Source organism: Bacteriovorax sp. PP10 (genome assembly GCF_035013165.1).
GTDB classification, from domain to species: Bacteria; Bdellovibrionota; Bacteriovoracia; order Bacteriovoracales; family Bacteriovoracaceae; genus Bacteriovorax; species Bacteriovorax antarcticus.
The window spans coordinates 235962-257624 of sequence record NZ_JAYGJQ010000001.1 but is presented as its reverse complement, the minus strand read 5'-3'; the positions used below and the strand labels follow the sequence as shown (position 1 = coordinate 257624).

Here is a 21663-nt window from a genome sequence, read left to right as displayed (position 1 = left end):
ATGTAATAAACCCTAGTCAGCCATTTTGTAAACGATCATCTGTTGAAGAACGCCTACTACTGTAGAAACTAGAATATAAAGTACAAGTCCTGCTGGTAAGCTCTTCATAATGAATGCAAAAATTACAGGCATAAACATCATGATCTTAGCTTGTGTAGGGTCCATTGTAGTTGTTGGAGTAAGCTTCTGTTGTGCGAACATTGCTCCGGCCATTAACACTGGTAAAATGTAGAATGGATCGTGAATACTTAAGTCGTGAATCCATCCGAAGAATGGAGCACCAACAAGTTCTACCGAACTATAAAGTACGCGGTAAATAGCAAAGAAAAATGGCATTTGCAGAAGTAATGGAAGACATCCGGAAAGTGGATTCGCACCAGCTTTCTTGAATAGATCCATAGTTTCTTTTTGCATTTTTTGCGGTTCATCTTTGTACTTTTCTTTAATCTTTGCAAGTTCCGGCTGGATTCCTTGCATCTTCTTCATCGACTTGAATGACTTGTATTGAAGAGGGAAAGTGATTAAACGAATTAGAATCGTTACAAGAATAATTGCGATACCGTAGTTCGGAATAAATCTGTAAACGAATTGAAGAGCTCTAAGAGTTGGTACTGCAAGGATAGCGAACCATCCGAAATCTACAGATAAATGTAGGTTATCTCCCAATGAAATTAACTCATCGTAGTTTTTCTTTGTGAAAACAAGATCTGCTCCGAAAGTATTCGTTGCATTTGGAATTTCAACAAACATTTGTCCTGCTTCAGTTGTTTTGTAACGAGCTGGAGTATCTTTTGGTAAAACCATTGCGAATAAATGGAAGTTGAAATCTGTTCCAAGCCAGTTAACGTTTCCATCAACTTCTTTATCATCACCAACTGCAATTGTTTTTGCATCTTTAGTAAAAATTGTGAAGTGACGTACTTGACCGTTATCAAGTTTCTTCTTTGTAGCAGTGAAAATTAAGCGGTATTTGTATGCTTTAGCAGAGCTAAGAGCAACGTGAACACGACCGTTATCTTTAATGAATGCTTCGAAATTTACACCGTAGTTTGCGTTTGTTCCTACGATTTTATTCGGACCTTCTTGAACCATGTTGAAGAATAAATCAAGTGCACCGTAATCAGTTACAACTTGAATCTTTAATGGTTGTTGTGAATCAGAAAGTGATTTGAAATCGAAAACCGAGTTAGGGTTTTTCATATCTACAACTGATAAATCGTTGTGGATTGTGAATTCAAATTGGTCTTTTTTAAGAGTGAAAGCTTGAAGAGTTGTTGGTGCTGCTTCAGCTGCAGGAGTTCCAGCTGCCATAGTCGCTGCACCTGTTGGATTAGCTGCTGTTGGTTGTGCTGTTAAGTCTTTTGTTGTTGCGATTTCATTCGCAGGAGCAGTTGTTGCTACTGGTGTTTTTGGAGCAAAATAATATTGCCACCCAAAAAGAACCAACCCTGATAAAAGGACGGCGATAAAAGCGCGTTTTTGATCTGTATTAAACATGCAATGGACTCCAAAAATAACGTTATATTATTTTAATTAATTACTCTTCTGGGACGGGGTCGTGACCACCTTCACAGAAAGGATGACATCTACTAATTCGTCGACATGAATACCATACTGCTCGTCCAATGGGAAACCGCTCGAAACATTCTTTTGAATATAATGAGCAACTTGGATAGAAGCGGCATTTAGGGCCAAATAATGGGGAGATAAAATATCTATAGAAACGAATAATTCCTAAGAATATAAACTTCATGGATCAGACCGTAGCTTCTGATCTTCTAGATAATTGAAATATTCTCTGAGATTTTTTAATAAAGTTGCCTCTTTTACCTCTGAAGATTCAGGAAGAAGATTTCTCGACCATGAAACGACCAGTAAAATATCGTAACCTAAAAATTTATAAGGAGATGTACGAAAAAATTCGCGCATTAAACGTTTAAGTCTATTGCGATCGTGTGACTTACCTATCTTTTTGGGTATAGAAAGACCTATTCTTGATTGATTATAAGAATTCTTTTTGAAGTAAACTATCAGTGCGGCTTTTTTATACGAAGAAGATCCGACCTTTAATTCATCGAAGTCTCGGGCCGACAGAAGTCGAAAGCTTTTTTCAAACTTACAGTCGGCCACAAGTATTACTTAGTGCTTGAAGATACCGTTAAACGAGAACGACCTTTCGCTCTACGATTTCTGATAACGTTCTTTCCACCTGGGCTAGCCATTCTCTTAAGAAATCCGTGTACTCTTAATCTTTTTAGTTTCTTTGGTTGCCAAGTTCTTTTGCTCATACAGCTATCCTTTCTAGATCGATAATAATTTGAACTGATAGAACTATATTTTCTTTTATGAAAGGTCAATGACAAACGACGCGCGTTACATGTAAGAAAATGTAAAAATCTGTTTTCTTGCTCATAACTTTTGGGCCATGCTACAAAATGCTCTCACATTTCAGGCAGAAGATATTTCGGGGTTAATAATGGCGCAAGAGTTTCCATCTCAATTGATTAAACATTTTTTCTCTATCGGAAACGAAACTAAGCCGAATGATCATTTTTTTGGTCAATTCTCTAATGAACAAACATCTCAAAATAAAAGTATCGAAACAACTAATAATGAGTCTGAAGAATCTAGAGATGAGCTAAGTCTCATTAATCAGGAAGTTTTAAACCACCTAAGAACTATTGTGCCTGAGTTAAAATTCAGCACATATTTCGAAAACTCATTAGAGCTTAAATCGATCGCTAACCAAAATGCGATCTTTGAAGTGCGCACGGCCTTCATTAAAAAATCGGCCGAGCTATATAAAGAAGAAATCGCCAAATCTATCTATAATGTTCTGGGAACTCAGTACGAAATTATTATTAACGCCAAAGATCAATCAAACGATGTGGCACCAAATTTTAGTTCAGCGAACTTTCACATTAAAGATACAAGTGACAGGCCTAGAGCGATGGGAGCTACCAAGTTTACGCTTGATCTAACCCCTACTAGAGACGATTTAAAGTCGCGCGTGGATGCTGAGTATATCGAGCACATGAATCCTAATAAATCGGGAATCAGAGTTGATAGATCTAAGACCTTCGATAACTTTATCGTGGGCCCGACAAACAACATCGCCCAAGCTGCTTCAAAAGCAGTGGCACTTAATCCAGGAAAAGACGGGAAATACCCATCTTTATATATCCACAGTAATTCAGGCCTTGGGAAGACTCACCTTCTGCACGCTGTTGCCAATGAAATTGCTGAAAAACATCCAAGTTATAACATCTGCCTGATCACAACTCGTGACTTCATGGAAGAGATGATTGGATTAATGAAAATTAACAAGATTAATGATTTCTTCAAAAAATACACGGAAAGAGTCGATGTTCTAATGATCGATGATATTCACGAGTTAAAAAACAAAGAAGGAACTCAGGATCAGTTTTTCCATGTGTTCAATGAAATGCACAACAAGGGAAAACAACTTATCTTCACTTCTGATAAAAACCCGAAAGAAATTACCGGGATCTCAGAAAGGATTAAGTCTCGTCTTCAATGGGGTCTGGTAGTTGATATTCAACCACCCGACCTAGAAACTAGAATTGCTATTTTACGTCGTAAAATGGAAGCTCTGGATCTTTATATTAATGAAGATGTTCTAACATTGATTGCTTCAAGAATTAAAACCAACATTAGAGAGCTTGAGGGCTCACTAGTGCGTTTAAAAGCTGTAAGTGAGTTGATGAATGTCGAAATCGAAGTCGACCTCGTAAAAGAGCAGTTAATGCTTCCTAATAGCGAGAACGAAAAAGAGATCACGATTGAATCTGTGGCCAAAGCTACAGCTCAATACTTCAGACTTCCGCTGGCAGATTTAAAGTCTAAGGGTAGAAACCAGGACATTACTAAGGCCCGTCACGTGGCCATGTACCTTGCTAGAAAAGTCGTCAATGCAAAACAACAGGAAATTGGAGCTTACTTTGGTGGGCGCGATCACTCTTCTGTAATCCATGCTGTTAATACGATCTCAGAAAAAGTTAAAACTGATTCATCGCTGTCAAAAGACATCAACGCGATCGAATCTAATCTCTAAAAAATATTAAAATATAAATCTCAGTTATGAACATATGTGAATATGTATGTGCATAACTGCGTCTTATTCACAAAAGTTATCCACGGCCTATCAACGGCCTTTCCACGGCCTTGTTCACATAACGGCCGAGATTATGGCGCATGGCCATGCAAAAAACAGTTGTTTGTGGCCCTGGGCCAAAAGTAAACTTCGGGGCCTCAGTTATCCACAAAAAGTTATCAACAATGTGGAAAAGGCCGTGGAAAACTTTTGTGAAACGAGGCCCAATGAGGCCAATAAAAGTTATCTATGAAGTAATGTGAGAAGGCCGTGGATAACTTGTGGATAAAAGTGAAAATATGGCCCCAGTAAAAAGAATATCCGTTAGCTTTTTGAAAATGTGGGAAAGTTATCCCAAAATATCAAGGTAGGTGTTTTGATTAAAGGATTGAAATCAAAAAGCTTTCGTATCTTTTCCACTTATCCACAGTGTAATAATAAAAGTATTAATAATATAAATATATATAAGACAGAGATGACTTCGACAGAGCTCTAAATTTGATTTCAAATTTGCAGAACTTAAACTTTATATTTTTCTAGCTTTTAGAACTTCATTTAGACCCAATGAAGCTTGAATCAATGTTCCATTGTTGATAAAAACTTATATATAAATTTTTGGAAAACTCTCAATGCTAATTAAAATTTCAGTTCATGAATTAAAAGAAACATTAAATAAAATCTTATCTGTAGTTGATAAGAAAAATACTCGTTTAATTTTAAACTTCATCCAGATCCAAGCATCTGGGAATAAAATTGAAATGACTGCAACAGATCTAGAAGTATCAGCAAAAGTTACTGCTAACTGTATTGTGGAAAAGCCAGGTGTATTTTGTGTAAATGCTAAAAATATATTTGATATTGTAAAAGAGCTTCCAGAAAAAGAATTAACAATTGAACTTCCAGAAGGTTCAAATAATTTAAAGTTAACTTGTGGATCAATTAATTTCACACTTCTAATTTATACAAGCGAAGAATTCCCTCACCTACAATTTGGTACGAATGCTAATGAGTTTAAGTTAAATACATTTCAAATTTTAGAAATGATTAACAAGACATCACATGCAATCTCAAATGATGAAACGAGATTATTCCTAAGTGGTATTTATCTTCAAGAGATTGAAGGCAAGCTTAGAGCTGTAGCTACAGATGGTTTCAGACTTTCATTAGTAGAAACTGAATTATCAAACAATAAGATTGAAGCGCTGATTAATGGAATTATCATTCCAAAGAAAGGTGTAGCTGAACTTAAGAAAATCGCTGAATCATACCCTGATCAAATGATTGGTATCTCAGTTGATGAATCGTTCATTTATTTGAACGCTAATAATACTTATTTATTAGCTATTAGATTGATTGCGAAAGAATACTTGAAGTATCAGGCGATCATTCCTAAGAAAACGAATAACCATGCTGACATTGATAAGAACTCTTTTTTAAATGCTGTAAGACGTATCAAGATTATGGCCAACGAAAGATCTAACGGTGTTAAGTTGATTATGAAAGAAGGCGAAATGACTGTCGCTGCAAATCACCCTTCTCTAGGGGATGCATTTGAAAAGTTCCCGATTAATTATTCTGGTAAAGAATTTGAAATTGGATTCAATGCTAAGTTCTTAATGGATATTCTTTCAATCTTTGGTGATGAAGATATTAGAATGGAATTTAATAATGAGCTTTCACCAGCTGTTATTAGATCGACTAAGAATCAAAACTATCTTTGCATCGTGATGCCTCTGAAGTTATAGGCCCATGAACAACTATAAAATTTCTAAGCTCCAAGTAACTAACTTTAGAAATTTAAATCCCGACATCATTACCTTCTCTTCTGGCATTAATTGCATCATCGGAGAGAACGGTAATGGAAAGACAAATATCTTAGAAGCGATCAATGTACTCGCTACCAAAAAATCCTTCCGTAAAAATACGAGTTTTCCACAATTTTTGTCCATTGATGGTGGAAAACCTGAAATAATATTTTCTTCTGTTGTGGAAAACGATGACAATGGTCCCGTTAGTTACACCTCTAAAATGACCAATGATAATGTGCTTTGGTTTTTAGATGGAGCACCCATAAAAAGAAAACTGGATATCAAAGTTGTGTTCATCAATCCGTTTGATTCCTACGGATTTCATAACAGTGCTAGTGACCGCCGTGAATGGCTGGATTATTTTTTAAGCCAATTAGACGACCAATATAAGAAAAATCTGGCGAAGTATACCTTGGCCTTAAGATTTCGAAATACGCTCTTAAACAAGAAACCAAGCCGTTTTAAAGAGCAAGTTTTGGCCGGCGACGTCGAGCTGGCGCAACTTTCATTTCACTTAACTAAAAAGCGCGTTGAATTCCTCGAAGCGTTAGAACCATTGATTGGTGAAACGTTTCAGTCACTCTTTTCAGAAAAGCATAATTTAAAAATCAATCTTGATTCACGAATTATTGGAATGTCTGCGGAAAATATTCAAAAATTATTCGCCAACAACCTAGAAACAGACTGTGACAGAGGCCATACTTCTTACGGCCCTCACAAGGATGACTATGTGCTCCTTTTTGACGGTTTAAATTCTTTCGATTTCTGCTCTTTAGGCCAACAAAAGATGAGTTATTTAAGCCTGTTATTTGCCTATATAGAGCTTTTTCGGTATAAATATATGTCCTATCCAATCGTGCTAATTGACGACGTTTCTGGCGAGCTAGATCAGCATCGATGGAGAAGACTTGTTGAGTATTTAGAAAAACGTGAATTTCAAGTTTTGATAACTACGGCCAATGAGAAATTTAAGGAAGAATTAGATCGAATCAGCGGGGCCAATAACATTCACATCAAGAATGGTTCCCTAGTTCACTAAAACTTCTCACACACAAAAAATGGAATTTAGAACGTAGAGAGGAGTACCGCTTTGGAAGAAAATAAAGAACATAGCAAAGACCACAAAGATGAGGCGCACGAGTCGATTTCGAAAGTCTCGACTGAGTATGGATCTAGTCAAATCAAAATCCTTGAAGGATTAGATGCTGTTAGAAAAAGACCCGGAATGTATATCGGTGATACTGGTATGCGCGGACTTCACCACTGTGTGTATGAGATTGTTGATAACTCAGTAGATGAGGCATTAGCAGGATATTGTACTTTTATTGACGTTACTATTCACATTGATAACTCAGTTACAGTTGTGGATAACGGACGTGGAATCCCAACAGATATTCACCCGACAGAAGGTGTTTCAGGTGCTGAACTTGCTTACACAAAACTTCACGCTGGTGGAAAGTTCAACGAAGACGGTGGAGCTTATAAAGTTTCAGGTGGTCTGCACGGTGTAGGTGCCGCAGTTGTAAACGCTCTATCAAAATGGGTAAAACTAGAAATTAAAAAATACGGAAAACTTCACGAACTAAATTTCGATCACGGTAAGGCAACTGCTGTTATTAAAGAAATTGGTACACTTGAAAATCCAAAAGAAACAGGAACGAAAGTTACTTTCAAACCTGATAACGAAATTTTTGAATTCCATGAATTTAACTACGATACTCTTGCAAACAGATTCCGCGAGATGGCGTTTTTAAATCGTGGTTTAAAGATTTCTTTGAAAGACGAAAGAAATGACAAAGGTGAATTATTCTACTTCGAAGGTGGGATTTCTGAATTTGTTAATTACTTAAATCGTGCCAAAAGTGCGATTCATAAAAAAGTAATATATTTCATCCAGACAAAAGATGATTACGAAGCTGAAGTTGCACTTCAGTGGACTGATTCGTACAACGAAGTCATCACTTCATACGCAAACAACATCTCTACTCCAGAAGGTGGAACTCACGTTTCTGGATTTAAGACGGCACTTACGCGTGTTCTAAACAACTACGCAAAAGATAATAATCTTCTTAAAAACATCAAAATCGCTCTAACGGGTGATGATATGAGAGAAGGTTTAACAGCTGTTGTTTCTGTAAAACTAAAAGAGCCACAATTCGAAGGGCAGACAAAATCTAAACTTGGTAACTCTGAAGTTGAAGGGATCGTAAACTCACTGGTTGGTGAAAGTTTCAAACAATACCTGGAAGAAAATCCGGAAATTGGTAAAGCTGTAATCAAAAAGTCAGTTGATGCTGCTGCTGCAAGAGAAGCTGCTCGTCGTGCACGTGAACTTACTCGTCGTAAAAACGTTTTAGAATTCTCTGGTTTGCCAGGGAAAATGGCAGACTGTCAGGAATCAGATCCTGCTCAGTGTGAACTATATATCGTAGAAGGGGACTCTGCGGGCGGATCTGCAAAACAAGGTCGCGATCGTAGAGTACAAGCTGTTCTTCCTCTAAAAGGTAAGATTCTTAACGTTGAAAAAGCTCGTTACGAAAAAATGTTAGCATCAGAAGAGATCAAGAATTTGATTCAAGCTTTTGGTACTGGTGTTGGTAAAGAGACATTCAATATTGCTAAACTTAGATACCACAAAATCGTTATCATGACCGATGCCGATGTCGATGGATCGCACATTAGAACGCTGATCCTTACCCTACTTTACCGTCAATTCCCGCAATTGATTGAACAAGGGTATATCTACATCGCTCAACCACCTCTTTATAAATATAAAAAAGGTAAGATGGAAACGTATCTGAAAGACGATAAACGTCTTGAAGAATACCTGGTTAACAATGCGACTCAAGATTCAAAAATTACAATTGATGGTGAGTTAATCACTGGGGAAGCTGCAAAACTTCTAATCAATAAAGAAAGTCTTTATAGAAAAACTCTTTCTTATTACGACACTCATTACGATACAGATCTTCTTAAGAAATTAGTTGAAGATGCTGATCTTCGTCCTGATGATTTAACGAATTTTTCTAAAGTTGAAGCTGCAGCTAAGAAATTAACTGACTACTTCAAGCCTCTAGAAAACCAAACGTTAAAATTTTACTCAATTGTTGCTGAAGAAGATGTTGATACAAAAATTTCATCACTTCGCCTGGTAATTAAGACGGCTTCAAGAACTAAGAAATTCAAAATTAGTGCAAACTTCCTACGCTCTCCTGAGTATGCTGATTTAGTTAACAGCTTCGACGGGATCAAGAAATACGCTAAGGCCGCTTTTAAAATTGAACGTGAAAAAGACACGAGAGAGTTCACATCTCTTACGGAATTTTCTGAGTTCGTTATTCAAGATGGTAAACAAGGCGCATACATTCAACGTTATAAGGGACTAGGAGAAATGAACCCAGAGCAACTTTGGGAAACTACTATGAACCCGCAAAACAGAACACTTCTTCAAGTTAAGATTGAAGATACTTTAGAGGCGGATCAAGTCTTTACAGTACTAATGGGTGATCAAGTTGAACCGCGTAGAAAATTCGTTGAAGAAAATGCATTGAATGCAAGAAATCTAGACGTCTAATTTTTAGTATTAAGTTAAAGGAATAAAATAATATGGCTGATGACAACAACAACACACCAATCAATCACGGGAATATTACACCAGTAGTAATCCAGGATGAGATGAAAAGCTGTTACCTAGACTATGCAATGTCGGTAATCGTTGGACGTGCTCTTCCAGATGTTCGCGACGGGATGAAACCAGTTCACAGACGCGTACTTTTTGCTATGGACTCTCTTAATAACTATCACAACAAACCTTTCCTGAAATCAGCGAGAGTTGTTGGTGATATTATCGGTAAGTATCACCCGCATGGTGACTCTGCTGTTTACGGAGCAATCGTTCGTCTAGCTCAGGATTTCTCAATGAGATATCCTCTGGTGGATGGTCAAGGGAACTTCGGATCGATCGATGGTGATAACGCCGCGGCGATGAGGTATACAGAGATCAGAATGAAGAAGCTGTCAGAACAAATGATGGCCGATTTAGATAAAGAAACTGTCGACTGGCAACCCAACTATGATGACTCTTTGGTTGAACCAAAAGTTCTTCCAACAAAAGTTCCAAACCTTTTGATCAATGGTTCATCTGGTATTGCTGTAGGTATGGCAACAAACATTCCTCCACATAACCTTTCTGAAATCATGAATGGTCTATTGGCGTTGATTGATAACTCGCAAACGTCTATTGATGAATTAATGAAAATTATTCCAGGACCAGACTTCCCTACTGCTGGAGCAATCCACGGTACAGAAGGAATTCGTTCTGCATACCACACTGGTAAAGGTGTTCTTCAAATCCGTGCAAAAATGGACGTTGAACACAATGCTAAGAAAGACCGTGATTCAATTGTTATCACTGAACTTCCTTACCAGGTTAACAAAGCAAAACTTATCGAGAGAATTGCTGAACTTGTTAACGAAAAAGAAATCACAGGGATTTCAGATCTTCGCGATGAATCTTCGAGAGAAGGGATTCGTGTTGTAATTGACCTTAAAAAAGGTGAAATCGCGACTGTAATTATCAATAAATTATACAAGTCGACTCCACTTCAAACATCGTTCGGGATTATTTTCCTATCGATCGTTAACGGTCAGCCAAAAGTTCTAAACATTAAAGAACAACTTCTATATTTCTTAGACCACAGAAGAGAAATCGTAATTAGAAGAACTGTTTACGAATTAAAGAAAGCAAAAGAGCGTGCTCACATTTTAGAAGGTTTAAAAGTTGCCGTTGATAACATCGACGAAATTGTTGAACTTGTTAAAAAGTCTGAAGGACCTCTTCAAGCTAAAACTAAGTTAATGAGTAACTACTCTCTATCTGAAATCCAGGCGCAAGCTATTTTAGATATGAGACTACAACGCTTAACTGGTCTTGAGCGCGATAAGATTATTAAAGACTACAACGACATCATGAAAGAAATTGCTCGTTTAGAGTTAATTCTTGGAAGTGATGAAGAAATTACTGCGATTATTAAAACTGAGTGCCAGGAAATTCTTGAGAACTTCGGTGATAAACGTAGAACGGAAATTGTCGCTAAAGCTGACGAAATCCACATGGAAGATTTAGTAAAACAAGAAGACGTTATCGTTACTATCACTCACAAGGGATATGTAAAACGTATGGCGATGGATACATACCGCACGCAAAAACGTGGTGGTACTGGTGTTAAAGGTGCTGACGGAGCTGATGACGATTTCTACACATCAATCTTCACGGCCAACACTCACTCGACTCTATTTATTTTCACGAATAAAGGTCAAGTGTTCTCGATTAAGGTTTACAACATCCCAGAAGGAAATCGTACGACTAAGGGACGAAATATTGTTAACTTAATTCAGATGCCAGCTGGTGAAGCTGTTAAGAAAATTATGATTCTTCCTGATGTTATCGAAGGGAAATTCCTAATGATCGCAACTGAAAAAGGGATTGTTAAAAAGTCTGAACTTTCAGAATACAAAAACATCCGTCAATCAGGATTAACTGCAATCAAGATCGTTGAAGGAGATAATCTTCTATCAGTAAGAATTACTGATGGAACAAAAGATGTTCTTCTATGTTCTTCTTCAGGAAAAATCATCCGTTTCGCTGAGACAGATGCTCGTCCACTTGGACGTGTTTCTCAAGGTGTAAAAGGGATTGAGTTAACTGAAGACGAAAAAATTATCGGTATGGAAATTATCGATGACTCAGTAGAAATCCTATCTGTTACTTCACAAGGTTACGGTAAACGTACAAGTGTTTCTGAATACAGAAAACAATCTCGTGGTGGTAAAGGGATTCTAGCGATGAGATTAACTGAGAAAAACGGTGAAATCATCGACATTAAACCAGTTACAGATAAAGACGATCTAATGATCATCTCTGATAAAGGACAAGTAATCAGAACGAAAATTTCTGGTATTTCTCTAATGGGAAGAACGACTCAAGGTGTGCGTCTGATTAAGCTGAAAGAAGGCGAAGCAGTTGTAGCAGTTGAGAAAATTATTGATCCGGATGAAGAAGTAGAAACAGTAGTAGCGGCAGAAGGATCAGCACCAGCTGTTCAAGCTGCTCCGGCAACTGAAGCTGTAGAAGCTGACGATGTTGAAACTGATGCTCCAGAGACTGACGAAGAATAATGTTTATAATTGAACTGACTTATAAAAAAGCGATGAGTGAAGCGGATAAATTCCTGGAAGCTCATCGCACTTTTTTAGATGATCAGTATGCTAATGGGACCTTTATTGCTTCGGGGCCTAAGAACCCTAGAGATGGTGGAGTGATCCTCGCTCGTGAGATGGAAAGAAGTGAATTAGATAAAATAATTGCTCTTGATCCATTCTTCATTGAGGGAATTTCTGAATTTAAGATCACAGACTTTGCCGTTACCAAGAGATCAGCGACTTTTAATTACTAGGAAGGATTCATGTTTGCAAGGATACGCAAATTTCCTTTGATGAGTTTCACAGTAGTATTAACTGCTCTGATATTGCTTGCGTCTTGTGACTTCACTCCCCCAATTAACCGCAGAATTATCGACGCTCAAAACTACATTACTGAACAAAAGTATGCGAAAGCAGCTTATCTTTACGAAGATATTTTAAAGAGTAATCCCTCTCAGGATTTACGCTTGAAGATTTGTTACCAGTTAGGTGAGCTCTACTCTATTTATCTGGGCCAGTATAAAAAAGCCGTTCATTATTACAATGAAGTTAAGGAACTAACGGAAGATCCACTTTGGTTGATTAAGACTGAAGAGAAACTTGCTGATGTGAACTTTAACTATGTGAAGGACTATAAAGTTGCGATTAAGAACTACACTCGCCTTTCTCAGTTCACACCGAAATTAAAAAACTTTGATTTCTTTCAGCTGCAGATCGCACTTTCGTATTTTTATTTGAATGATAAAGATTCTGCTTTAAATCAGTTAACGAAAATTCAAGCTGACCCCAATCACGAATACTTTATTAGATCTTTTTATTACTCAGGGTTGATTTACTTTGAGCAGAAAGAATTTAATAAGGCGCTTTATGTTTGGCAGGAATACTTGAAGCGTGAAACGAAAAAAGAGTATATCGTGCAGGCGAAATTCATGGTGGCGAATGCTTATGAGTCGACTGAGAATTTGAAGATGGCCTACGATATTTATTATTCGATTGCTAATGACTATCCGAATCCGGATGTTATTCAAAATAGATTGAACTCTCTTTATCAGAGACGAGTTTCGAGAAGACGTTAAATATGGCAGTTATTATTCGACAAGCAACACATCAAGATGCAGCTGAGATTGCCAACGTTCATATCAATTCTTGGCGTGAAGCTTACGTTGGATTACTTCCACAAGAATTCTTAGATGATCGTCCCCTCTATTTTAAAAATAGATACCAACTTTGGAAAAGAGTAACGACTGATCCAGAACAAGTGACCTTCGTCGCTGAATGTAGTGATAATGGAATAGTTGGGTTTGCTAACGGAAAAGTTGCAAGAGATCCTGAGTATAAAGATTACGCAGAAGTTTATGCGATTTATCTGCTAAAGAAATATCATCATCAAGGCTTAGGCTTTCAATTATTAAAAAATTACTTCAACGTTTTTAAAGCTCGAGGATTCACCAAGGGCTACCTTTGGGTTTTAGATGGCAATCCCACGATCGACTTCTATAAAAAGGCCGGCGGTGTTTACAAAGGCCACTCAAAAGAAGAAAACGTGGCCGATCAGAAAATGACTGAGTTATGTTTAGTCTGGGATGATATCGACCTGGAGAAAAAATAATGAAAAATAAAAAATGGTTACAGATCATGGGTCTTGCCATGAGTTTGCCTTCGACCATCTTTGTGGCCGTCTGGGGGGCTATGCATCTCGCGAAAATCGGGGTACTAACCCAGACACAAGCAGTGTTACTTTTCTTGTTCATTATTGGAGGATTATTATTCCTCATGGTTTATTATGCTTATCGCCGAAAAAATTAATCTTAAAAAATACGCACTGTTATCCGCAGTTCTTCTTGCTATCGACTACTTTCTAGCTCGTGATATGGCCGAACTAAAAGTCATGTTAACGATTTTTCTTGCTGCGTGCCTAAATCAATGGATGTTAGTGAATGGTGTAATGCAAATTACAAATGTTGCTAGCGGAAAGGAAGCACCTGATAAAACTAACTTAATTATGTTGTTCATCGGTAAGGTTATTGTGCTACTTGTCGCGCTAATTTTCGGTGTACAAATTATGGGAAAACGGATAATAATTCCAGTGTTAATTTATGTATTACAAATAGTTGTCCTCTACCTCAGTATGAAGAAATCTGGGGAGGAACAAGGGTCTAATAAATGAGAAAATTTTCGCTAGTATCTCTTCTTGCTCTACTTACATCTAATGCACATGCAGAAGGTGGATTTACTTGGATGACTCAACTTGGGAAAGTAACTGGCGCTGAACATGCTGTTCACGAAGCTGGTCTTCACCACTACGAACACATCCCAACTTTCGTATTAGTTTTATTAGTTCTAGTTGCGACTGGTTTTTACTACCGTGCTAAAACTAAGAACATCGATGCAGCAGTTATTCCAGATCGTGGAATCACTTACAGAAACATCGTTGAACTTTACGGTTCATTCATTTACACACAAGCACGCGCAGTACTTGGAGAAAAATCAGCTCCAAAATATTACAGATTCGTTGCGACTATGTTCATTGTAATTTTCCTTTCAAACATGATCGGATTAATTCCAGGATTCTTACCTCCAACAGAATCAATCAACACAACTCTTGCAGTTGGTGTTTTCTCATTCATCTATTTCAACTTCAAAGGTTGTAAAGAAATGGGAACAATCAATTATCTAAAACACTTTGCTGGTCCACTTTGGTACATGGCAATTCTAATTTTCCCAATCGAGATCATCTCGACTTGTATTCGTCCAGTTTCACTTGCTCTTCGTCTATATGGAAACATGTACGGGGATCACATGGTACTTGGAACGTTCTCTAACCTTGCACCGTTGTTAGTACCAATCGTGTTTATGGTTCTTGGGATCCTGGTTTCATTTATTCAAGCTTACGTATTTACGATGTTATCAATGGTTTATGTTAGTTTAGCTACTGCTCATCACGATCATGCTGAGCACGCGCACCACTAATTGAAGACCAACTATTAAACTTTTTGACCAGGAGATTATCATGTCAAAGAAACTTCCAGTAATTTTAGCTTTCATCCTTTTCTTCTCTCTTGTAGCTTCTCAAGCATTCGCTCAAGGTGGACCTGCTGCTACAGGTATGTCAGATGTAGCTATTAAGTACATCTCTTACTTCTTCGCTCTAGGGATCGCTGTTTTCGGTGGAACTCAAGCACAATCAAAAGCTGCTTCAGTTGCTCTAGAAGGTATCGCTCGTAACCCAGCTGCTGCTGATAAGATCCAAACTCCAATGATTCTAGGTCTTGCACTTATGGAATCACTTGTAATTTTCGCTCTTATCTCTACATTCCTTGTGTAATTCTAATTCGAAAGAATTTGAAAGATAAAAAAGAGGGAGCTTTCGGGCTCCCTTTTTTTTTGCCTAAAAGTGTTTCCATAAAATTAGAATTTCCTTGGAAAGTGTTCGAATGAGTTCCGGTCAACTGGACTCATTTGAGTTGGTGAATACCACTTGATCATAGATGGGCCGACAAATAATATGTGGGCAGCTGAACGAAGTAGAAACACACTTAGGCGTAATACGTCCCAATTCAATTTCAGAAAACTTGTAACTGCTTTACTGAAATAAAATCCGAACTGTTTGAATTCTAGAAAAAAGGCAAATAGATGCCTGTGAAACATTTGTTCCATAAAAAACTCCATAAATAAGAGAACTAATAAAAATTAAAAAACGTCGATACTGTAACTAAGTTAGTAAGCTGTTTAATTAATTAGATGAATGTAATGATTTAAAGTGCGGTAACTTTAGTAGACGGTGCCACAATCGGAAACACTAAGATCAGTACAAATCATTTTGTTAATTAGAATCATGAATGTACCTCCCTTGTGAAAATGGTAATAACTTTTTTCAGAATAAATGGTGTTTAGATTTTTGTCAATAGTGGGTAAGAAAATAAAAAAGGGGCCTAAGCCCCTTCTCAAATTTATAAATTACTGCAAGTTTTTATAATTCTATCGATTTCGTAATCATCATCACAAGAGCTTGCTGATAATCGAGAACAAGTAAATGAAGCACAGTCGGCAACATCATTGGAAATGCCACTGCATTTTTTTAAATATTTAGTCACTTCATAACTATCATCAACACTACTCTCTGATAATCTTGTGATGTAAACATCAATACACGATCCACCGATATTGCTCTTACATTCATTAACAATTTTTTCCATTTCGTATATGTCGTCAACGTTTGATGGGCTCATTCTTTTAGTAGAATTAAAAACGCAGTCTCCACTTACCCCACCTTTACACATATCAATAACTTTTTTGATTTCATAATCATCATCACAATTACTGGGAGACAGTCTTGAGCAAGTCGCTCTAAGACAGCTCATAGATTGAGGATTGCATTGTCCGGGATTATCAAAAGATTTATCGTGAGCAATGTTTTGGGCCTGATCTTTGTAGTACAGAAATGAAAGGTCAGATAGTTGAGAAGCAAAGAGTGATTGAGAACAAAGTAATGTTAATAGTAGAAGCCATTTCATAAATTTTCCCCCCGGAAGATTAGTGACTAACCTAACATAGGATATATTTATTGAAGCCGACAATGGTCTGTCAGATTATGAGAGTATAAAAATTATTTTGGTGTCAGTATGACCTAGAACTTAGACTCACCAGCGAAAACTTTTTCACCGTTAAGTAATACTTCATAATGAATAGGACATGCTTTGCTAAGCATATAACTTACACCGCAGTATTTCGTCATTGAAGCTTCGCAAGCTTTGATTGCCCACTCTTTATCTACGCCACCACTTAGCTTGAAAGATAAGTTAATAATCGAAAAATATGACGGAGTTGTTTTAGTCATGTCTGCTTTAGCAAGAATTTCTAAGTTAAGAAGATCTTTTTTATTCTTTTCTAATATCGAAGCAACATCCATTCCAGCACATGCACTGATGGCATTCAGTAACATTTCTTTTGGGCTTGGGCCTCTATTTAAACTTCCATTAGCAAGTGAGGTATCCATTATCGTTTCATGTCCACGTACGTAACCAGTAAAACTTAACTTTGAATTCCACTTAACGTTGGCTTCCATAAAAACTCCTAGATAGTACTCATATGAGATAAAAATATTGCAGCAGCATTAGATGCATTCAAATGGGCAACCTGAGGATCAATATTAATTCTTAGAATGTGATCTGAAGAATCTAATATGTCCTGGTTTACACCATGTCCTTCACTTCCGATAATAAGAACACACTTCTCAGGGAAAGTGTAAGTCGCAAGATCAATGGATCCGGGAATGTTTGCTGTAGTTAAAATTGTGTAACCTAAATCTTTAAGCTTCTTTAAATCCCCTCTTACATTAATTGCATGGTGAGTTTTCATGGCAAAAATATTTCCCATAGAAACGCGGATGCAACGGCGAAGAAAAGGTGAACAAGTTTGCTCATCGGTGATCATTGATTTGATTCCGAAGGCAGCACTCGATCTGACGATGCTTCCAACATTTTCAGGAGAGCTTAAACCGTTTAGAAGAATGATTCTATTATCAAGTTCATTCAGAGGGACATCTTTTGGTTTTTCGGCCAGTAGAAGAACTTCGAAATGAATTTTGAATCCAGCGACACTTTCTAAAACGTTTTTGTCGGCAGCGAAGATATTTTCACCAGCAAGCTGATGTCTTTCGATAAAAGCAGGAGTGGCCAGAACTTTATGAATCGTTCTGCCACTTGCTCTAAATTGTAGGAATAGTTTTTCTGATTCAGCGACTATGAGATCATTCGAATTTAATACGTGGTCTCTAATAGAAATAAACTCAGCGATCCTTGGATCGGTACTTTCAGTTATCTTAATCATGCTTTTAGTACTTTCTTTAAATATTTACCGGTAATTGATTTTGGGTTTCTTGCTACTTCTTCCGGTGTTCCGATTGCTACAACTTCTCCACCACCAGATCCACCTTCAGGCCCTAGGTCGATAACATGGTCGGCAGTCTTGATAACATCAAGGTTGTGCTCGATAACAAGTAATGTATGGCCTTGTTCAACTAACTGTTGAAGAGCGCCAAGAAGAACTTTGATATCCTGGAAGTGTAGTCCTGTTGTGGGTTCATCAAGAACATACAAACAATGACCTTTAGTTCTTTTAGAGAGTTCGCGAGAAAGTTTTAGTCTTTGAGCTTCACCACCAGAAAGTGTTGTCGCTGGCTGACCTAGTTTCATATAACCAAGACCAACTGAGTTTAGTGTTCCAAGAACACGGTTGATCTTCATGTGGTTTTTAAAGAACTCGAAACCTTCTTCGATCGACATTTCTAAAACTTCAGAAATGTTTTTTCCTTTATAAAGAACTGAAAGAGTTTCAGCGTTGTAGCGTCTTCCCTTGCATTCTGTACAAGTAATATAAACATCTGGAAGGAAGTGCATTTCAATTTTCTTTACGCCGTTACCTTCACATTCTTCGCATCGCCCACCCTTCACGTTAAAGCTGAAGCGGCCGATTTTGTAACCTCTGATTTGTGATTCATTAGTTGAAGCATAAATTTCTCTGATTTCATCAAAGAGACCTGTATAAGTCGCAGGGTTAGAATGTGGAGTTCTTCCGATTGGTGATTGATCAAGCTCGATAATCGTTTTGATTTCACCAACGCCAGAAAGAGCGTTGTAATTAGCTTTTGAATAAAGTGTTTTGTGAGTGTTTGTTAAATAAGTTTTAACAGCAGGAACCAGGATCTTGTGAATCAGTGTTGATTTACCAGAACCAGAAACTCCTGTTACACAAACCAGTCCACCAAGAGGGATATCAACATTAAGTTTTTTAATGTTATGTTCAGTGGCCCCTGTTAGTTTTAAGAACTTAGTGGCCTTCTTTCTTGTTGTGGGAACCGGGATACGATCTGTTCCGTTTAAGAATCTTGCTGTAAGGGACTTTTTATCAGCTAGGATTTTTTCCAATGTTCCGTGAGCAACAACTGTTCCTCCGTGAATACCGGCACCAGGGCCCATATCAATTAAATAGTCGCAGGCATTCATTGTGTCTTCGTCGTGTTCAACAACCAAAACAGTGTTACCTAGGTCTCTTAGAATTTTTAGAGTTTTAATCAGACGGTCGTTATCTCTTTGGTGAAGACCGATACTTGGCTCATCAAGAACGTAGAGAACTCCTGATAGAGCTGAACCGATTTGAGTCGCTAAACGAATACGTTGAGACTCACCACCAGACAATGTCACTGCTCCACGATTTAATGTTAAGTAGTTTAAACCAACATCAAGCAGGAACTTTAAGCGTGAGATAATCTCTTTTAAAAGTTTATCCGCGATGATTTTCTTTTCACCTTCAAGCTTAATGGCATTTAAGTATGTGAAACACTCTGCGATTGAAAGCGTACAGATTTCCATGATGTTTTTGTCGCCGATCAATGTAGAAAGAGCAACGCGGTTTAGGCGAAGTCCTTTACAGCTTGGGCAGCATTTAATGTTCATGTACTTTTCTAGTTCAATACGAACTTTGTCAGATCCAGACTCCAGGTATTTCTTTTCAAGCCAGGCCGATAGTCCCGGGAAAGCTTTTGAGAATTCAAAGTGTGAATTTTCAGAAGTAAAAGAGTAACGGTAAACTTTCTCTGAACCGTTAAAGAGAATGTTAGTCATCTTCTTTGGAAGTTTCTTGAAAGGTACAGAAACATCTACACCTTCAGCATCGGCAATCGACTCAACCATCTTATATAGGAATGAATTTCTTTTTGATAAAGGAGTGATGGCCCCTTCTAGAAGTGGAAGGTTCTCATCGAAGAGCATAAGGTCTAAGTCAAAAATCTTTGTCTCACCTAAACCGTTACACACTTCACACGCACCAATTGGTGAGTTGAATGAAAAAAGTCTTGGTTCAAGTTCTGGGTAGATCTTGTCACCATTTGTAGATTTATTGTGTTCAGAGAAGTTAAGAACTTTTTTGTCATCAACAAGAATTTGAACGTTACCTTCAGCAAGTTTAAGAGCGTATTCAATTGAATCAGTTAAGCGTTTTTCAATATCATCTTTAAGAACGATACGATCGACAACAATATCAAGTTGGAACTTTCCCTTAGGAGCTTTAATTGCATCTTCTAGTGAAACCATTTCTCCATCAAGGCGAGCGCGAGTAAATCCCATAGTCTGGAACTTGCTTGATAGGTCTTTGAATTTAATTTTATCGTTGTATGGAATAGGAGCTAAAATTTGCAATTTAGCTTTATCCCCAACCTTTAAAACTTCACGAGTCATTTGTGAGGGAGTGTAACGTCTTACTTCAACTCCAGTATCCGGATCATAAAGAGTTCCGATACGAGCATAAAGAACGCGAAGATAATCATAGATCTCAGTTGTCGTTCCAACTGTTGATCTTGGGTTTTTACTTGATGTCTTTTGATCAATAGCAATCGCGGGACTTAATCCTGTAATTGATTCCACTTCTGGTGGTTGGTATTGACCTAAGAATTGTCTGGCATAACTTGAAAGAGATTCGATATATCTTCTTTGCCCTTCAACATAAATAGTATCGAAAGCGAGTGACGATTTTCCAGAACCAGATGGCCCGGTAATAACCGTCAGAGTATTTTTAGGAATACAGATAGAGACATCTTTTAAATTATGAACGGCAGCTTTAACTACGTTAATTTCATTGATTGATGACATATTTGGTAACCTCAAAAGCTTGTTTAAAAAGAAAAATCATTCCTGATGGGTTCGCCTTATTTTTACCATACAAATCAAAAGCTGTTCCGTGATCAACGCTTAGACGAAGAAAAGGAAGACCCATGGAAATATTTAATCCAATCAGGCCGTGCATTGCTTTGAATGGCGCTAGTCCCTGGTCGTGAAACATATAAACAAAAAGTTGATCTTTTGATGGATCATTATGCATGTGTAATGTATCGCCAGAATAAGGGCCGCTGAATTTTAAGATGTGGTTCTTTTTTAAAAGGTCAATGGCGTCTTTGATAATAAAATCTTCTTTTCCTAAAATCCCATTCTCACCTACGTGAGGATTGATTCCAGAGAAGATCACTTCATCAAATGTGGAAAAGTACTTTTTGTAAAACTCAATTGTCGTATTGGTCTTCTCAACAATTAAATCTTTAGTGATTATGTTGGGCACATCTTTAAGTGCGACGTGATCAGTGATTAATAAAACGTTTTGTGAGATTCCTCTAAACGTCATGGCAATGTTGGGGTTGTTATAAAAGCTCCTGAAGAACTCTGTATAACCTGCCATGTTTTTACCATTTAAAATTAACTGATCTTTAGAAGTTGGAAGCGTGATTAAGATATCATCTGGTGTGATGATATTAAGCGCGTGGACTAGTGTTGTTGTCGATAATGGTAGAGTTGCATCGGCTTTTGGAGAAACAACGTTCAGGTCTTTAAAACTGCTTTTAGATAATTTTAGATCTTTTAGGTTTTGGTCCAGGGCGCTTTTATCGGCGACCAGGACCACTTGAGATTTTTCTTCACGAGATAACATTAAAAACGATTTTAGAAAGATTTCTAAACCAATTCCTTTTTCATGGCCTTGAGTTACATAAATCAT

21 protein-coding genes are annotated in these 21663 nt (G+C 37.5%); 12 read left to right on the top strand and 9 right to left on the bottom strand.

Features of this window, described 5'->3' with window-relative positions; all coding sequences use genetic code 11:
- Positions 1-12 precede the first annotated feature (12 nt).
- Genes yidC through rpmH form a run of 4 tightly spaced genes read right to left on the bottom strand, consistent with a single transcriptional unit; the run spans position 13 to position 2288 of the window.
- Positions 13-1497 carry a membrane protein insertase YidC gene (gene yidC / locus SHI21_RS01185; protein WP_323574284.1) on the bottom strand — a complete coding sequence of 495 codons (1485 nt, stop codon included), beginning with the start codon at positions 1495-1497 and terminating at the stop codon, positions 13-15.
- 40 nt (positions 1498-1537) lie between these two features.
- On the bottom strand, positions 1538-1753 hold the full coding sequence (gene yidD / locus SHI21_RS20675; RefSeq protein WP_410198807.1) for a membrane protein insertion efficiency factor YidD: 216 nt from the start codon (positions 1751-1753) through the stop codon (positions 1538-1540).
- Positions 1750-2130, bottom strand: a complete 381-nt coding sequence (gene rnpA, locus SHI21_RS20670; RefSeq protein WP_410198806.1) for a ribonuclease P protein component — start codon at positions 2128-2130, stop codon at positions 1750-1752. Before rnpA ends, yidD begins: the two co-directional genes overlap by 4 nt.
- A gap of 5 nt (positions 2131-2135) precedes the next feature.
- Positions 2136-2288 (bottom strand): 50S ribosomal protein L34, encoded by a 153-nt coding sequence (gene rpmH, locus SHI21_RS01180; protein ID WP_323574283.1) that lies wholly within the window; start codon positions 2286-2288, stop codon positions 2136-2138.
- Between the two features lie 188 nt (positions 2289-2476).
- Between rpmH and dnaA the strand changes: the two genes are divergently transcribed.
- The 12 genes from dnaA to SHI21_RS01120 all read left to right on the top strand — a co-directional run bounded on the left by dnaA (position 2477) and on the right by SHI21_RS01120 (position 15448).
- Positions 2477-4075, top strand: coding sequence for a chromosomal replication initiator protein DnaA (gene dnaA, locus SHI21_RS01175; protein ID WP_323574281.1), 1599 nt, complete (start codon positions 2477-2479; stop codon positions 4073-4075).
- 668 nt (positions 4076-4743) lie between these two features.
- Positions 4744-5859, top strand: coding sequence for a DNA polymerase III subunit beta (dnaN, locus tag SHI21_RS01170; RefSeq protein ID WP_323574280.1), 1116 nt, complete (start codon positions 4744-4746; stop codon positions 5857-5859).
- A gap of 4 nt (positions 5860-5863) precedes the next feature.
- On the top strand, positions 5864-6961 hold the full coding sequence (gene recF, locus SHI21_RS01165; RefSeq protein ID WP_323574279.1) for a DNA replication/repair protein RecF: 1098 nt from the start codon (positions 5864-5866) through the stop codon (positions 6959-6961).
- 51 nt (positions 6962-7012) lie between these two features.
- Entirely contained in the window at positions 7013-9496 is a 2484-nt protein-coding gene (gyrB, locus tag SHI21_RS01160; RefSeq protein ID WP_323574278.1) for a DNA topoisomerase (ATP-hydrolyzing) subunit B, read from the top strand.
- Between the two features lie 32 nt (positions 9497-9528).
- Positions 9529-12099: a DNA gyrase subunit A gene (gene gyrA, locus SHI21_RS01155; protein ID WP_323574277.1), complete on the top strand. Its 2571-nt coding sequence runs from the start codon at positions 9529-9531 to the stop codon at positions 12097-12099.
- Positions 12099-12377, top strand: coding sequence for a YciI family protein (locus SHI21_RS01150; RefSeq protein ID WP_323574276.1), 279 nt, complete (start codon positions 12099-12101; stop codon positions 12375-12377). The genes gyrA and SHI21_RS01150 overlap by 1 nt, the downstream gene beginning before the upstream one ends.
- A gap of 9 nt (positions 12378-12386) precedes the next feature.
- Positions 12387-13199, top strand: coding sequence for a tetratricopeptide repeat protein (locus SHI21_RS01145; protein ID WP_323574275.1), 813 nt, complete (start codon positions 12387-12389; stop codon positions 13197-13199).
- Between the two features lie 2 nt (positions 13200-13201).
- On the top strand, positions 13202-13732 hold the full coding sequence (locus SHI21_RS01140) for a GNAT family N-acetyltransferase (protein ID WP_323574274.1): 531 nt from the start codon (positions 13202-13204) through the stop codon (positions 13730-13732).
- Positions 13732-13929, top strand: coding sequence for a hypothetical protein (locus SHI21_RS01135; protein ID WP_323574273.1), 198 nt, complete (start codon positions 13732-13734; stop codon positions 13927-13929). Before SHI21_RS01140 ends, SHI21_RS01135 begins: the two co-directional genes overlap by 1 nt.
- Positions 13907-14290, top strand: a complete 384-nt coding sequence (locus SHI21_RS01130; RefSeq protein ID WP_323574272.1) for a hypothetical protein — start codon at positions 13907-13909, stop codon at positions 14288-14290. Before SHI21_RS01135 ends, SHI21_RS01130 begins: the two co-directional genes overlap by 23 nt.
- Positions 14287-15093: a F0F1 ATP synthase subunit A gene (gene atpB, locus SHI21_RS01125; protein ID WP_323574271.1), complete on the top strand. Its 807-nt coding sequence runs from the start codon at positions 14287-14289 to the stop codon at positions 15091-15093. The genes SHI21_RS01130 and atpB overlap by 4 nt, the downstream gene beginning before the upstream one ends.
- Before the next feature lie 40 nt (positions 15094-15133).
- A complete protein-coding gene (locus tag SHI21_RS01120) occupies positions 15134-15448 on the top strand; it encodes an ATP synthase F0 subunit C (protein ID WP_323574270.1) in 315 nt (104 codons plus the stop codon).
- Positions 15449-16073: 625 nt separating this feature from the next.
- On the opposite strand, the gene SHI21_RS01115 is transcribed toward SHI21_RS01120, so the two are convergent.
- The 5 genes from SHI21_RS01115 to SHI21_RS01095 form a co-directional block, all read right to left on the bottom strand.
- Positions 16074-16637 carry a hypothetical protein gene (locus tag SHI21_RS01115; protein WP_323574268.1) on the bottom strand — a complete coding sequence of 188 codons (564 nt, stop codon included), beginning with the start codon at positions 16635-16637 and terminating at the stop codon, positions 16074-16076.
- A 113-nt stretch (positions 16638-16750) separates the two neighbouring features.
- Positions 16751-17188 (bottom strand): OsmC family protein, encoded by a 438-nt coding sequence (locus SHI21_RS01110; protein ID WP_323574267.1) that lies wholly within the window; start codon positions 17186-17188, stop codon positions 16751-16753.
- Between the two features lie 8 nt (positions 17189-17196).
- A complete protein-coding gene (locus SHI21_RS01105) occupies positions 17197-17952 on the bottom strand; it encodes a TrmH family RNA methyltransferase (protein WP_323574266.1) in 756 nt (251 codons plus the stop codon).
- On the bottom strand, positions 17949-20768 hold the full coding sequence (gene uvrA / locus SHI21_RS01100) for an excinuclease ABC subunit UvrA (RefSeq protein ID WP_323574264.1): 2820 nt from the start codon (positions 20766-20768) through the stop codon (positions 17949-17951). Before uvrA ends, SHI21_RS01105 begins: the two co-directional genes overlap by 4 nt.
- Positions 20752-21663 (bottom strand): PdxA family dehydrogenase, encoded by a 912-nt coding sequence (locus tag SHI21_RS01095; RefSeq protein WP_323574262.1) that lies wholly within the window; start codon positions 21661-21663, stop codon positions 20752-20754. The genes uvrA and SHI21_RS01095 overlap by 17 nt, the downstream gene beginning before the upstream one ends.